This is a genomic window from Citrobacter sp. R-1.5.2, assembly GCF_035064245.1.
Classification (GTDB): Bacteria; Pseudomonadota; Gammaproteobacteria; order Enterobacterales; family Enterobacteriaceae; genus Citrobacter.
In genome coordinates, this window is the sequence record NZ_JASEYC010000015.1 from 50889 (window position 1) to 64405 (window position 13517).

Below are 13517 nucleotides of genomic sequence, written 5' to 3' on the forward strand. Positions count from 1 at the left end.
TTCTATGGCGCGTCGCCAATTTTCCAGCCAGTCTCTGGTACTGATTGTCATTGCTATCGCTATCAACATGGTCGGGGGGCAGCTTATCAGTATGTTGAAATTGCCCATTTTTCTCGACTCCATTGGCACCTTAATTAGCGCGGTACTATTAGGCCCGGTTGTGGGGATGTTGACCGGCTTGCTCACGAACCTGCTGTGGGGACTGCTGACCGATCCAATTGCAGCCGCCTTCGCTCCCGTAGCGATGGTTATCGGCCTGGTTGCTGGCTGGCTGGCGCGGGCTGGCTGGTTTCGCACCTTACCCAAAGTGGTCGTCAGCGGAGTGATCATCACCCTGGCCGTCACGCTTGTTGCCGTGCCTATCCGCACCACGTTGTTTGGTGGCGTCACCGGCAGCGGTGCTGATTTATTTGTCGCCTGGATGCATTCTGTCGGCCAGAACCTGGTTGAATCTGTTGCTATCACGGTTCTCGGCGCGAATCTGGTCGATAAAATTCTGACGGCGGTGATCGTCTGGGTACTGCTGCGTCAGCTTCCGCTACGCACGACTCGCCATTTCCCAACGATGTCTGCTGTGCGCTAAATGCACCCGTTTACGTCATTAGCGCTGTGGGCGCTCGCCGCCTGCACCACACTCCTGTTACCAGCAGGAGTACCACTTAGCCTGTACAGCACAGCAACCTTTCTCTGCTTGCTGTGTATGAAGGCGACACGACCGCGGGCGAAGTATGTCGTCTGGCTGGTGATCCCCTTCGGCCTGGGGCTGTGGCTGGTACATGGCGGATGGCTTACCGAATGGATCAGTGGGCGACCACGCGAACCCGAGCGTTGGACAAATGCCATTACGCTCTGGCTACGGATCCTGGCCATCGTATCCACGTCACAACTATGGATGCAGTACGTTCCGGTCTCACGATTTATGCGCGCCCTGTTTGCTTCCCGTCTGCCACCAGGCATCGCCTACCTGTTTGCAGGGCCATTACTGGTCGTCGAACAGCTAAAACATCAGTTAGCGATTATTCATGAAGCCCAGCGTGCACGCGGCGTGCCGCTGGATGAGAGCTGGTATCAACGTTTTCGTGCCATACCTGCATTGATTGTGCCTCTTACCCATAATGCGCTCAACGATCTGGTTGTACGTGGTGCGGCGTTGGATATGCGGGGGTTTCGCCTGCATCGTACACGAACCACACTATGGGCACCGCCAGACAGTACCGTCCAACGCCTGGCACGCTACGCCATGGTCGTACTGATGGTAGTCGAAACAGGAGTCTGGATATGGTTACGTTAGAACAGTTTTGCTATCTTCCGGCGCACGCCACACGTCCGCCCGCCCTCTTCAATTTCCACTACGCTAACCCCGGTATGGTGGCTATCTTTGGCGATAATGGCAGCGGAAAAAGTACACTGGCGCAACTGATAGCAGGCTGGTACCCCGATTTTCTTCCCGGGAAGATCGAAGGTAAAGGAACACTGCTGGGCAATCCTGTCGGACAATTGTCGCTTGTTGAACAATCATGCACCATCCAACTTGTACAACAATCACCTTATCTGCAACTGTCCGGTTGTACTTTTAGCGTTGAGGAAGAAGTGGCATTTGGCCCGGAAAACCTCTGTCTGGACGGGGCTGAAATTATGCGTCGAATTGACGCAGCCCTCACACTGACAGCATGTCAGCCACTACGTCATCGCCATCCAGGATCGCTTTCCGGTGGCGAAACCCAACGGGTGGTGATTGCCAGTGCACTCGCCATGCAGCCGAAGATATTGATTCTGGATGAAGCGTTCAGCCGCCTGACGGCACAGGCAACAACGATGCTACTGGAGCGACTGCAACAATGGGCACAGGAACATCAAGCATTGATTGTGTTGTTCGAGCGCAATCATTCCCCTTTTCTCAGCTACTGCCAGCAGGCGTGGCGACTGCATGACGGAGCACTCTCGCCAATATGCTAACGCTTAACCAGGTCAGCTATCGCTGGCCGAACGCCGCCGATGACTGCTTGCGCACTATCTCGCTTGAACTTAGAGAAGGGGAATGGCTGGCCTTAACAGGCGATAATGGTGCCGGAAAATCCACATTGCTGCGCGTCATGGCCGGACTACTGTCCCCTTCGTCCGGCACAATCACCCTGCAGAGCCATCCGATTGCGCAACTAAAAAACCGGGAGCGTGCTAAATCGCTCGGCGTCCTGTTTCAGGAAGCTGAAAATCAACTCTTTCATAGCAAGGTGGCAGAGGAAGTGGCTTTCGGATTGCGATTGCAGAAGCGCCCTGCAACAGAAATTGCGCAACGCACTGCAGCCGCACTGCAACTCTGCCAGTTAGAAGACGTTGCCGATGCCCATCCACTGGATTTGCATACCGCGCAGCGTCGCATGGTCGCTGTTGCCAGTCTGGAGGCTATTGCACCCGCCATTTTGCTGCTTGATGAGCCCAGCCGGGATTTTGACGCACGCTGGCTGGGCGTATTCGAAAATTGGCTTGCGGTGTGTCGCGCACGAGGAACCAGCGTCGTCGCGATAAGTCATGATCCGGCGTTTACGCAGCGCCACTTTTCCCGCATGGTGCGGCTTGAGTCCGGGCAGTTGCACCCGGAACGGCTCTGATAAGCAAAAAAAACGGGCCGCCTGAGCGACCCGTTTTCATCTGTAATCGAAATTACAGCAGTTCTTTCGCTTTCGCGACGACGTTGTCGACGGTAAAGCCGAACTCTTCAAACAGCAGCTCTGCCGGAGCAGATTCACCGAAGGTGGTCATCCCGACGATTGCGCCATTCAGGCCCACGTATTTAAACCAGTAGTCAGCGATACCGGCTTCAATTGCCACACGCGCAGAGACCGCTTTCGGCAGTACGGATTCACGGTACGCGGCATCCTGCTTGTCAAACGCGTCGGTAGACGGCATGGAGACCACACGCGCCTTCACGCCTTCGGCAGTCAGTTTGTCCCACGCGGCAACCGCCAGTTCAACTTCTGAGCCGGTCGCGATGAAGATCAGCTCCGGCTGGCCGGCACAGTCTTTCAGCACGTAACCACCACGGGCGATATTCGCCAGCTGTTCTGCAGTACGTTCCTGCTGCGCCAGGTTCTGACGGGAGAGGATCAGCGCGGTCGGGCCGTCCTGACGCTCAACACCGTATTTCCACGCCACAGCGGATTCAACCTGGTCACACGGACGCCATGTGCTCATGTTCGGGGTCACACGCAGAGAAGCGACCTGCTCTACCGGCTGGTGAGTCGGGCCATCTTCGCCCAGACCGATGGAGTCGTGGGTGTAGACCATGACCTGACGCTGTTTCATCAGCGCAGCCATACGCACCGCGTTACGGGCATATTCCACGAACATCAGGAAGGTGGAGGTGTACGGCAGGAAACCACCGTGCAAAGAGATACCGTTGGCGATAGCGGTCATACCGAATTCACGTACACCGTAATGGATGTAGTTACCGGCAGCATCTTCGTTAATCGCTTTAGAGCCAGACCAGATAGTCAGGTTTGATGGCGCCAGGTCGGCAGAGCCACCAAGGAATTCAGGCAGCAACGGACCAAACGCTTCAATCGCGTTCTGGGATGCTTTACGGCTGGCGATTTTGGACGGGTTCGCCTGCAGTTTAGCAATGAATTCGTTCGCTTTTGCGTCGAAATCAGACGGCATTTCGCCTTTCATACGACGGGTGAATTCAGCGGCTTCCTGCGGGAAGGCTTTGGCATAAGCAGCGAACTTCTCGTTCCATGCCGCTTCTTTTGCCTGACCGGCTTCTTTCGCATCCCACTGCGCGTAGATTTCAGACGGGATTTCGAACGGCGCGTATTTCCAGCCCAGCTGTTCACGGGTCAGTGCGATTTCTGCATCGCCCAGCGGTGCACCGTGAGAGTCGTGAGTACCCGCTTTGTTCGGAGAACCGAAACCGATGATGGTTTTGCACATCAGCAGGGACGGTTTATCGGTGACCGCACGGGCTTCTTCAACTGCGCGCTTAATCGCGTCAGCATCGTGACCATCAACGCCACGAACCACATGCCAGCCGTAAGCTTCAAAACGCTTCGCGGTGTCATCGGTGAACCAGCCTTCAACGTGACCATCGATGGAGATACCGTTGTCATCGTAGAACGCCACCAGTTTGCCCAGCTTCAGCGTACCAGCCAGGGAGCATACCTCGTGAGAGATACCTTCCATCATGCAGCCGTCGCCCATGAACGCATAGGTGAAGTGGTCAACGATGTCGTGACCTGGACGGTTAAACTGCGCCGCCAGTGTTTTTTCAGCAATAGCCATACCGACTGCGTTCGCAATACCCTGACCCAGAGGACCCGTCGTGGTTTCCACACCTGCGGTGTAACCCACTTCCGGGTGACCCGGAGTTTTGGAGTGCAGCTGACGGAAGTTCTGCAGCTCGGACATCGGCAGATCGTAGCCGGTGAGGTGCAGCAGACTATAAATCAGCATGGAGCCGTGGCCGTTGGACAGCACGAAGCGGTCACGGTCAGCCCAGGACGGGTTAGTCGGGTTGTGGTTCAGGAAATCACGCCACAGGACTTCGGCAATGTCAGCCATACCCATCGGGGCACCCGGGTGACCGGATTTGGCTTTCTGTACTGCGTCCATGCTCAGCGCACGAATAGCATTGGCAAGCTCTTTACGTGAGGACATTTTGACTCCAGATCGGATAATGAAGGCCGTGCCCTTAACGACTTGACGACAGAGCGTTTTGGGCTACGCCGGAAAAAAGTGCCAACAATGTAACCCAAGCCGCGTGTCATGTACATGGAGCATCCTTTTACTGCTTCAGAAATCTCTGGATCATGCGCGCATGTTGCGCAATCTACTCGCCCGCTTATTGTTCTTTTCTTTATACTTAGGCTGAGCGTCGGTTTACCTGCAAACGACGCAATTTTTAGAATAATCCTGACTTTGTGCGGAAGAGAAAACATGAAAATTCGCGCTTTACTGCTTGCTATGAGCATGGCGACGGCATTGACCGGTTGCCAGAATATGGACTCCAATGGACTGCTTTCTTCTGGCGCAGAGGCGTTTCAGGCCTACAGCCTGAGCGATGCTCAGGTGAAAGCGCTCAGCGATCAGGCCTGTAAGGATATGGACAGCAAAGCTACCATCGCCCCAACTGGCAGCGAATATGCGACGCGTCTTAGCAAAATCGCCACTGCGCTTGGCGACAACATTAACGGTCAGCCAGTGAACTACAAAGTCTATATGGCGAAAGATGTGAATGCCTTTGCCATGGCAAACGGCTGTATCCGCGTGTACAGCGGCCTGATGGATATGATGACGGATAACGAAGTTGAAGCAGTCATCGGCCACGAAATGGGCCACGTTGCGCTGGGTCACGTGAAAAAAGGTATGCAGGTTGCGCTAGGCACCAACGCCGTGCGTGCTGCAGCGGCATCTGCGGGCGGCATCGTCGGCAGCCTGTCGCAATCACAACTGGGCGATCTTGGTGAGAAACTGGTGAATTCACAGTTCTCTCAACGCCAGGAATCCGAAGCAGATGATTACTCGTATGATTTGTTGCGCAAACGCGGCATCAACCCGGCGGGTTTAGCCACCAGCTTTGAGAAACTGGCAAAACTGGAGGCAGGACGTCAAAGCTCAATGTTTGACGATCACCCGGCATCCGCAGAACGTGCGCAACATATTCGCGATCGCATGAGCGCGGACGGGATCAAATAACCGTTAATCGTGCCGGACGGCGGCGTGAATGCCTTATCCGGCCTACAGATTTCATCCCATTATCGGACGTAATTGGCGAAGTCAGTTTGGGCCCGGCCAGCGCACAGCCACCGGAGCGTACACGTAGTACGTGAGGATGGCGAGCACTGCCCGGACCCAAAATGACGAGTAAAATAGTCCGACTATTATTCGCCTTTCTTCGCCGCCTGAATATACAGCATTTCCAGAGCCAGCGTAGCCGCTGCCAGTGCGGTGATCTCTGATTGATCGTAAGCAGGCGCGACTTCTACAACGTCCATGCCGACGATGTTCAGATCTTTCATACCACGTACCAGTTTGATTGCACGATCGGAAGTCAGACCGCCGATTACTGGCGTACCGGTACCTGGTGCAAACGCAGGATCCAGGCAGTCGATATCAAAAGTCAGGTATACCGGCATATCGCCAACTACCTGCTTAACCTGCGCAATGATGTCATCCACACTGCGATCGTTCACCTGGCAGGCATCCAGTACGGTAAAGCCGTTGTCTTTATCGAATTCAGTACGAATGCCAATCTGCACAGAGTGATTTGGATCGATCAGACCTTCGTTTGGCGCAGTGTAGAACATCGTGCCATGGTCAAATTCACAGCCGTTGGCGTAGGTGTCGGTATGCGCATCAAAGTGCACCAGCGCCATTTTGCCAAAGTGCTTCGCGTGAGCGCGCAGCAGCGGTAGCGTGACGAAGTGGTCACCACCAAAAGAGAGCATGCGCTTACCAGCAGCAAGCAGCTTCTCAGCATGCGCCTGCAGCTTTTCACTCATTTCACGGGCATCGCCAAACGCGTAAACCAGATCGCCGCAGTCCACGACGTTCAAACGTTCGCGCATATCGAAATTCCACGGGAAACGGTTGTGTTCCCAGGCCAGGTTAGTGGAAACCTGACGGATCGCCGCCGGACCATGACGCCCGCCCGCACGACCAGATGTTGCCATATCAAATGGTACGCCGGTGATTACCCAGTCGGCATCACTGTCGTATGGCATGAAGTTCATCGGCAGACGCAAAAAACCAAAGGCGTTAGAAACCAGGGAGTTGTCGTATTGATGACCTAAGGTGCTCATGTACTGACCTCTTATAAAATCGGTGAAAAAAAATCCCCTCCGCGTCGTTAAGCCCGACGAGGAAGGGATTGATTTACGTGACTACTTGTATGGGCGAATTATCGCCGTTAATTTGTACAGATTCAAGTGAGCGCCGTAAATGCCGCCCTCTCTGAATCTGACTGCCGGATGGCGATTTCGCCTTATCCGGCCTACTTTCGTAGCTCCGGTAAGCGCAACACCACTAAGCATTTACCGTTACTCGTCTTCGAGATAGGTATATCCGTACAGCCCTGCTTCGAACTCTTCAAGGAACTGCTGCTGCAACTCCGCATCCAGATCGGTGTTTTTCACCTGATCACGGAACTGCGTCAGCAGAGTATTCGGGTCCAACTGCACGTACTGCAGCATGTCTGCCACAGTATCGCCCTCGTCAGACAACTCAACTTCGACACTGCCATCAGGGAAGACAAACACGTCAACCGCTTCGGTATCACCGAACAGGTTGTGCATGTTACCGAGGATCTCCTGATAAGCCCCCACCATAAAGAAGCCCAGCATCGGCGGGTTCTCCGGATCGTACTCCGGCATCGGCATGGTGGTGGCAATTCCGTCGCCGTCAACGTAATGGTCGATAGCACCATCGGAATCACAGGTAATGTCCAGCAGAACCGCCCGGCGCTCAGGGGCCTGGTTCAACCCTTCCAGCGGCATCACCGGGAACAACTGATCGATACCCCACGCATCCGGCATCGACTGGAACAGAGAGAAGTTGACGTAAATCTTATCCGCCATACGCTCCTGCAGCTCGTCGATAATCGGACGATGCGCGCGGTTGCTCGGGTCGAGTTGTTTCTGCACTTCGTGACACATATTCAGATAGAGCTGTTCAGCCCATGCGCGTTCCTGCAGGCTAAAAGTGCCTGAAGAGTAGCCGACGTGAATATCGTGCAAGTCCATCTGGCTATCGTGCAACCATTCACGTAACGAGCGACGGGTACCCGGCTCGTGCATCTCCTGCCACGTTTCCCACATACTTTGCAGGGCGCGCGGAGCATCTTCAGCCGGAGGTGTGGCTTCGGTGTGTTCGCTACGTTCAACGCCGATAATATTCGACACCAGTACGGTATGGTGTGCAGTAACAGCACGTCCAGATTCGGTGATCACCGTCGGGTGCGGCAAGCCATGTTCTTCACAGGCATCGCCAATCGCCCAGATAATGTTGTTGGCGTATTCGTTCAGCCCGTAGTTCACAGAGCAGTCGGACTGCGAGCGGGTCCCTTCATAGTCCACGCCCAGACCACCACCCACATCGAAGCACTGGATATTTACGCCCAGTTTATGCAGTTCAACGTAGAAACGGGCTGATTCACGTACGCCGGTAGCGATATCGCGAATGTTCGCCATCTGCGAACCAAGGTGGAAATGCAGCAGTTGAATGCTATCCAGACGACCGCGCTCACGCAGAATCTCCACCAGTTGCAGCACCTGGTTTGCCGCCAGGCCAAACTTGGATTTCTCGCCGCCGGAAGACTGCCATTTACCGGACCCCTGGGAGGCCAGACGTGCACGAACACCGAGGCGTGGCACGACGTTCAGGCGCTCGGCTTCTTCCAGCACGATGGCGATTTCAGACATCTTCTCGATAACCAGATAGACCTTATGGCCCATCTTCTCACCGACCAGCGCCAGGCGAATGTATTCGCGGTCTTTATAGCCGTTACAGACAATCACGCTACGGGTCATACCCGCGTGCGCCAGTACCGCCATCAGTTCCGCTTTCGAACCCGCTTCCAGACCTAACGGTTCGCCAGAGTGGATCAGCGATTCAATAACACGGCGATGCTGGTTAACTTTGATCGGGTAAACCAGGAAGTAGTCGCCGTTGTAGCCGTATGATTCACGTGCACGTTTGAACGCCGCGTTAATCGAGCGCAGACGATGCTGCAGGATCTGCGGGAAGCAAAACAGCGCAGGCAGACGTTGCCCCTGTGCTTCACGGGCTTTTACCAGTTCGGCGAGATCGACACGCGCTTCTGGGACGTCAGGGTCCGGGCACACGCTAATGTGGCCTAATTCATTGACGTCGTAATAATTATTACCCCACCAGGCAATATTGTATGTACGCAGCATCTTGCTGGCTTCCTGGGAACTCATTGCAACCTCCTGCATGGAGCGTAGTACACCCTGTCCGCCCGCTGACGAAGGCGAACCCATGAAAATGTCGTCAGACATAGCGAACCTCAGATTTTATTAACAAGTGTAAAACAGTTGACTACTATCGCAATCCGAAGAGGCGATAACAACCCATAAACAGGCAGATTTTCCAGCAGATAGTGCTGACGCTCCGACTGTGCGACCGGTTTCTTTTTCATATCATTGTAAACACGTAACCGAACTTAATGCTGACGGTTCGGCGAAACCACGAGAAAACTCTTGTTTACCAAGAGCGCCCTTGTTCAGTCCTTAGTGACCGTAGCCGGCCCTGGAGTCCTGAGAAGCGCCGAGATGGGTATAACATCGGCAGGTATGCAAGATGCAGATTACGGGGGACATATGTACACCAGAACGGTGTGACAGATTCAGCAGAATACAACGGTTCATTATCTCGTATCACCTCCACGGCTGCTCCTGACGGAACGAACCCACAAGCCAAAGCTAAAGTTTTAACCCGGCTGGAAGTGGCAACACGATGAAAACGTCGTGTGCTTTTGTCTATCCTAAATAATTCGAGTTGCTGGAAGGCGGCAACGCAGGGAGTCCCCGGGAGCTTACATGAGTAAGTGACTGGGGCGAGCGAGTACTGCCAACGCACATGCAACTTGAAGTATGACGGATATGAGCCGCGCGCCGCGTTTTATACCGATAAGAAGGTCAAAATGCAAAAGATAAATATGCACATTGCCAGCACCGTCAGGAAAAATTTCCAGTTACATTTTCAGTACAATGCGACCTTAATCAAAAAAAAGCTGGAAATCAGGCGAAGAAGTATCCTAAAATAGCCGTCCAGATGTTAATCCATCTATACCGATTAACACTCAGACTGCCAGTGTCCGTCATCTGCAGACTCATGGTAGAATCTTCTACACATGGCTATTCCACTCGACAGTTTGAGCTAACCAAATATTCCTTAGGTGAAATTAAATATGGCAAAACACCTTTTTACGTCCGAGTCCGTATCAGAAGGGCATCCTGACAAAATCGCTGACCAAATCTCTGATGCCGTGCTGGATGCAATCCTCGAGCAGGATCCGAAAGCACGCGTAGCCTGCGAAACCTACGTCAAAACCGGTATGGTTTTAGTTGGCGGCGAGATCACTACCAGCGCTTGGGTAGATATCGAAGAGATCACGCGTAACACGGTTCGCGAAATTGGCTATGTGCATTCCGACATGGGCTTTGACGCCAACTCTTGCGCAGTTCTGAGCGCCATCGGTAAGCAGTCTCCGGATATCAACCAGGGTGTTGACCGCGCGGATCCGCTGGAACAAGGCGCTGGCGACCAGGGCCTGATGTTTGGTTATGCAACCAATGAAACCGACGTGCTGATGCCTGCGCCAATCACCTACGCGCATCGTCTGGTACAGCGTCAGGCGGAAGTACGCAAAAACGGTACTCTGCCGTGGCTGCGTCCGGATGCAAAAAGCCAGGTCACTTTCCAGTATGACGACGGTAAAATTGTCGGTATTGATGCCGTGGTTCTGTCGACTCAGCACGCTGAAGATATCGACCAGAAATCTCTGCAAGAAGCCGTCATGGAAGAGATCATCAAACCGGTACTGCCGACCGAATGGCTGACCGCTGCGACCAAATTCTTCATCAACCCGACGGGGCGTTTTGTGATCGGCGGCCCAATGGGCGACTGCGGTCTGACTGGTCGTAAAATCATCGTTGATACCTACGGCGGCATGGCCCGTCACGGTGGCGGTGCATTCTCCGGTAAAGATCCGTCTAAAGTTGACCGTTCTGCGGCCTACGCTGCACGTTATGTGGCAAAAAATATCGTCGCTGCAGGTCTGGCAGACCGTTGTGAGATTCAGGTTTCCTACGCTATCGGTGTAGCTGAACCGACCTCTATCATGGTTGAAACCTTTGGTACCGAAAAAGTACCTTCAGAGCAGTTGACCCTGCTGGTGCGCGAGTTCTTCGATCTGCGTCCATACGGTCTGATTCAGATGCTGGATCTGCTGCACCCGATCTACAAAGAAACCGCAGCTTACGGTCACTTTGGTCGTGAACATTTCCCATGGGAAAAAACCGACAAAGCGCAACTGCTGCGTGACGCTGCCGGTCTGAAGTAATTTACTGAAGACTGTCCGCTTATTAAGACCAGCCTCGTGCTGGTCTTTTTTTTATTCCCCTATTCTCCTCCAACACCTCGTCACCTGAACAATACAGTGAATCATCTCTTTCAATAAAAATGAAAGCGATTACACATCACCGCTTTTCTATCCACAACGAGTTAACATCTCTTTTCCGCCGCGACTGCATCACTGTTACATCACTTTTCAGGATTGTCTTAATTCCAGGCAATCAGCCATATTTAATCGCATTATAAAATGTTAATTTTCAAATAGTTAACTAATAAGCGTGATGAATGTTAGTGTAACCGATTACACTAATGTGATGTGATTCGCATTTTTTTACCCCGTACTCACCTACCCTTAACATCAACAAAACTAGTTACCCAACCGGAGGGCATCATGCCTGACTATAAAAAAGCGGGGCGTTCCAACAAAGCCATGACATTCTTTGTCTGCTTCCTTGCAGCCCTGGCAGGATTACTTTTTGGCCTGGATATCGGTGTTATTGCTGGTGCTTTACCTTTCATCACCGATGAGTTCCAAATTACTGCACACACTCAGGAATGGGTGGTGAGTTCCATGATGTTTGGTGCAGCAGTCGGTGCTGTCGGTAGCGGCTGGCTCTCTTTCAAACTGGGTCGTAAAAAAAGCCTGATGATCGGTGCCATCCTGTTTGTTGCCGGCTCACTGTTCTCCGCAGCGGCGCCTAACGTGGAAGTACTGTTGGTTTCTCGCGTACTGTTGGGTCTGGCTGTCGGCGTTGCGTCTTACACCGCGCCGCTTTATCTGTCCGAAATCGCGCCGGAAAAAATTCGCGGCAGCATGATCTCCATGTATCAGTTGATGATCACCATTGGGATCCTTGGTGCCTATCTGTCCGATACCGCGTTTAGCTACAGTGGCGCATGGCGCTGGATGCTGGGCGTGATCATCATCCCGGCTTTGCTACTGCTGGTTGGCGTTATCTTCCTGCCAGACAGCCCACGCTGGTTCGCGGCTAAACGTCGCTTTGTCGACGCCGAGCGCGTTCTGTTGCGTCTGCGTGATACCAGTGCAGAAGCTAAGCGCGAGCTGGATGAGATTCGTGAAAGTCTGCAGGTGAAACAGAGTGGCTGGGCGCTGTTTAAAGAAAACAGCAACTTCCGTCGCGCGGTGTTCCTGGGCGTACTGTTACAGGTGATGCAGCAGTTCACCGGGATGAACGTCATCATGTACTACGCGCCAAAAATCTTTGAACTGGCGGGTTATACCAATACCACTGAACAGATGTGGGGGACCGTTATTGTCGGTCTGACTAACGTGCTGGCAACCTTTATCGCCATTGGCCTGGTTGACCGTTGGGGACGTAAACCTACGCTGATCCTCGGCTTTATCGTGATGGCCGTCGGTATGGGCGTACTGGGCACGATGATGCACGTAGGCATTCACTCGGCAGCCGCTCAATACTTCGCGGTGCTGATGCTGCTAATGTTTATTGTTGGCTTCGCCATGAGCGCCGGTCCGCTGATTTGGGTGCTGTGCTCTGAAATTCAGCCGCTGAAAGGCCGCGATTTCGGTATCACCTGCTCTACCGCAACCAACTGGATTGCCAACATGATTGTCGGCGCAACCTTCCTGACGATGCTGAATTCGCTGGGCAGCGCCAACACCTTCTGGGTCTACGGTGGCCTGAACGTACTGTTCATCTTCCTGACCCTGTGGCTGATTCCGGAAACCAAAAACGTCTCTTTGGAACACATCGAACGTAACCTGATGAAAGGTCGTAAACTGCGCGAAATTGGCGCGCACGATTAATCATCTCATTGCTTCCTCCCGCCGGGAGGAAGCCTTCTTCTTGCAGTCCCTTCCCTGTCGCACTATCCTCTGGCGTTATGAAAACCACCCGTCTTCCCATCGCTATCCAGCAAGCCGTTATGCGCAGCCTGCGGGAAAAACTCGCACAGGCCAATCTTAAGCTCGAGCGTAATTACCCGGAACCTAAGCTGGTGTATCAACAGCGCGGCACCGCTGCAGGCACCGCGTGGTTACAAACCTACGAAATCCGCCTCAATCCGGTACTGCTGATGGAGAATGTCGACGCGTTCGTGAATGAGGTAGTTCCACATGAACTGGCGCATTTGCTGGTGTGGAAGCACTTTGGCCGCGTACCGCCACACGGCAAAGAATGGAAATGGATGATGGAGAGCGTGCTGGGCGTTCCAGCCCGACGCACGCATCAGTTTGAACTGCAATCCATACAACGCAAGACCTTTACCTACCGCTGTAAGTGCCAGGAACACCAGCTGACGGTCCGCCGCCATAACCGCGTTGTACGCGGTGAAGCCACCTACCGCTGCGTCCACTGCGGTGAGCTGCTGATTGCAGAATAATCATCAGAATTATCAGGAACTTTTCTGATCTAACTGATTGCATACAGGAATAACTTTCGCTACGTTGC

The 13517-nt window shown here is 53.5% G+C and carries 13 protein-coding genes; 8 read left to right on the forward strand and 5 right to left on the reverse strand.

The genetic code is table 11. The features are described from left to right. The first annotated feature begins 4 nt into the window (after positions 1 to 4). The 4 genes from QMN38_RS21205 to QMN38_RS21220 are packed head-to-tail and all read left to right on the forward strand — an operon-like array spanning position 5 to position 2609. Entirely contained in the window at positions 5 to 583 is a 579-nt protein-coding gene (locus tag QMN38_RS21205) for an ECF transporter S component (RefSeq protein WP_137382632.1), read from the forward strand. After that, positions 584 to 1291: an energy-coupling factor transporter transmembrane component T gene (locus tag QMN38_RS21210; RefSeq protein ID WP_323605937.1), complete on the forward strand. Its 708-nt coding sequence runs from the start codon at positions 584 to 586 to the stop codon at positions 1289 to 1291. Then, positions 1279 to 1956, forward strand: coding sequence for an ABC transporter ATP-binding protein (locus QMN38_RS21215; RefSeq protein ID WP_323605939.1), 678 nt, complete (start codon positions 1279 to 1281; stop codon positions 1954 to 1956). The genes QMN38_RS21210 and QMN38_RS21215 overlap by 13 nt, the downstream gene beginning before the upstream one ends. After that, positions 1950 to 2609: an ABC transporter ATP-binding protein gene (locus QMN38_RS21220; RefSeq protein WP_323605941.1), complete on the forward strand. Its 660-nt coding sequence runs from the start codon at positions 1950 to 1952 to the stop codon at positions 2607 to 2609. The genes QMN38_RS21215 and QMN38_RS21220 overlap by 7 nt, the downstream gene beginning before the upstream one ends. A 52-nt stretch (positions 2610 to 2661) precedes the next feature. Here QMN38_RS21220 and tkt read toward each other — a convergent pair whose 3' ends face one another. Further along, positions 2662 to 4653, reverse strand: coding sequence for a transketolase (gene tkt / locus QMN38_RS21225; RefSeq protein ID WP_323605943.1), 1992 nt, complete (start codon positions 4651 to 4653; stop codon positions 2662 to 2664). Between the two features lie 279 nt (positions 4654 to 4932). Between tkt and loiP the strand changes: the two genes are divergently transcribed. Beyond that, positions 4933 to 5691, forward strand: coding sequence for a metalloprotease LoiP (loiP, locus tag QMN38_RS21230; RefSeq protein WP_271456180.1), 759 nt, complete (start codon positions 4933 to 4935; stop codon positions 5689 to 5691). Between the two features lie 185 nt (positions 5692 to 5876). Here loiP and speB read toward each other — a convergent pair whose 3' ends face one another. The 4 genes from speB to QMN38_RS21250 all read right to left on the reverse strand — a co-directional run bounded on the left by speB (position 5877) and on the right by QMN38_RS21250 (position 9380). Next, complete coding sequence (speB, locus tag QMN38_RS21235; protein ID WP_202037801.1) at positions 5877 to 6797, reverse strand: agmatinase; 921 nt, start codon at positions 6795 to 6797, stop codon at positions 5877 to 5879. 237 nt (positions 6798 to 7034) lie between these two features. Beyond that, positions 7035 to 9011 (reverse strand): biosynthetic arginine decarboxylase, encoded by a 1977-nt coding sequence (gene speA / locus QMN38_RS21240; RefSeq protein ID WP_137382625.1) that lies wholly within the window; start codon positions 9009 to 9011, stop codon positions 7035 to 7037. 8 nt (positions 9012 to 9019) lie between these two features. After that, on the reverse strand, positions 9020 to 9151 hold the full coding sequence (yqgB, locus tag QMN38_RS21245) for an acid stress response protein YqgB (RefSeq protein WP_137382624.1): 132 nt from the start codon (positions 9149 to 9151) through the stop codon (positions 9020 to 9022). A 91-nt stretch (positions 9152 to 9242) separates the two neighbouring features. Beyond that, the gene (locus tag QMN38_RS21250) at positions 9243 to 9380 is read right to left on the reverse strand and encodes a hypothetical protein (RefSeq protein WP_271450368.1); all 138 of its coding nucleotides are present in this window, start codon (positions 9378 to 9380) and stop codon (positions 9243 to 9245) included. Positions 9381 to 9922: 542 nt separating this feature from the next. Here QMN38_RS21250 and metK point away from each other — a divergent pair. The 3 genes from metK to QMN38_RS21265 all read left to right on the forward strand — a co-directional run bounded on the left by metK (position 9923) and on the right by QMN38_RS21265 (position 13449). Then, entirely contained in the window at positions 9923 to 11077 is a 1155-nt protein-coding gene (gene metK / locus QMN38_RS21255; protein WP_005123306.1) for a methionine adenosyltransferase, read from the forward strand. Between the two features lie 402 nt (positions 11078 to 11479). Then, complete coding sequence (gene galP, locus QMN38_RS21260; protein WP_137382622.1) at positions 11480 to 12874, forward strand: galactose/proton symporter; 1395 nt, start codon at positions 11480 to 11482, stop codon at positions 12872 to 12874. Positions 12875 to 12951: 77 nt separating this feature from the next. Then, positions 12952 to 13449: a SprT family zinc-dependent metalloprotease gene (locus tag QMN38_RS21265; protein WP_323605945.1), complete on the forward strand. Its 498-nt coding sequence runs from the start codon at positions 12952 to 12954 to the stop codon at positions 13447 to 13449. Positions 13450 to 13517 lie beyond the last annotated feature (68 nt).

Excerpts from the sequence above, each read along its gene's own strand:
- QMN38_RS21205 (WP_137382632.1), top strand. The coding sequence starts at position 5 with ATGGCGCGTCGCCAATTTTCCAGCCAGTCTCTGGTACTGATTGTCATT.
- QMN38_RS21210 (WP_323605937.1), top strand. The coding sequence starts at position 584 with ATGCACCCGTTTACGTCATTAGCGCTGTGGGCGCTCGCCGCCTGCACC.
- QMN38_RS21215 (WP_323605939.1), top strand. The coding sequence starts at position 1,279 with ATGGTTACGTTAGAACAGTTTTGCTATCTTCCGGCGCACGCCACACGT.
- QMN38_RS21220 (WP_323605941.1), top strand. The coding sequence starts at position 1,950 with ATGCTAACGCTTAACCAGGTCAGCTATCGCTGGCCGAACGCCGCCGAT.
- tkt (WP_323605943.1), bottom strand. The coding sequence starts at position 4,653 with ATGTCCTCACGTAAAGAGCTTGCCAATGCTATTCGTGCGCTGAGCATG.
- loiP (WP_271456180.1), top strand. The coding sequence starts at position 4,933 with ATGAAAATTCGCGCTTTACTGCTTGCTATGAGCATGGCGACGGCATTG.
- speB (WP_202037801.1), bottom strand. The coding sequence starts at position 6,797 with ATGAGCACCTTAGGTCATCAATACGACAACTCCCTGGTTTCTAACGCC.
- speA (WP_137382625.1), bottom strand. The coding sequence starts at position 9,011 with ATGTCTGACGACATTTTCATGGGTTCGCCTTCGTCAGCGGGCGGACAG.
- yqgB (WP_137382624.1), bottom strand. The coding sequence starts at position 9,151 with ATGAAAAAGAAACCGGTCGCACAGTCGGAGCGTCAGCACTATCTGCTG.
- QMN38_RS21250 (WP_271450368.1), bottom strand. The coding sequence starts at position 9,380 with ATGAACCGTTGTATTCTGCTGAATCTGTCACACCGTTCTGGTGTACAT.
- metK (WP_005123306.1), top strand. The coding sequence starts at position 9,923 with ATGGCAAAACACCTTTTTACGTCCGAGTCCGTATCAGAAGGGCATCCT.
- galP (WP_137382622.1), top strand. The coding sequence starts at position 11,480 with ATGCCTGACTATAAAAAAGCGGGGCGTTCCAACAAAGCCATGACATTC.
- QMN38_RS21265 (WP_323605945.1), top strand. The coding sequence starts at position 12,952 with ATGAAAACCACCCGTCTTCCCATCGCTATCCAGCAAGCCGTTATGCGC.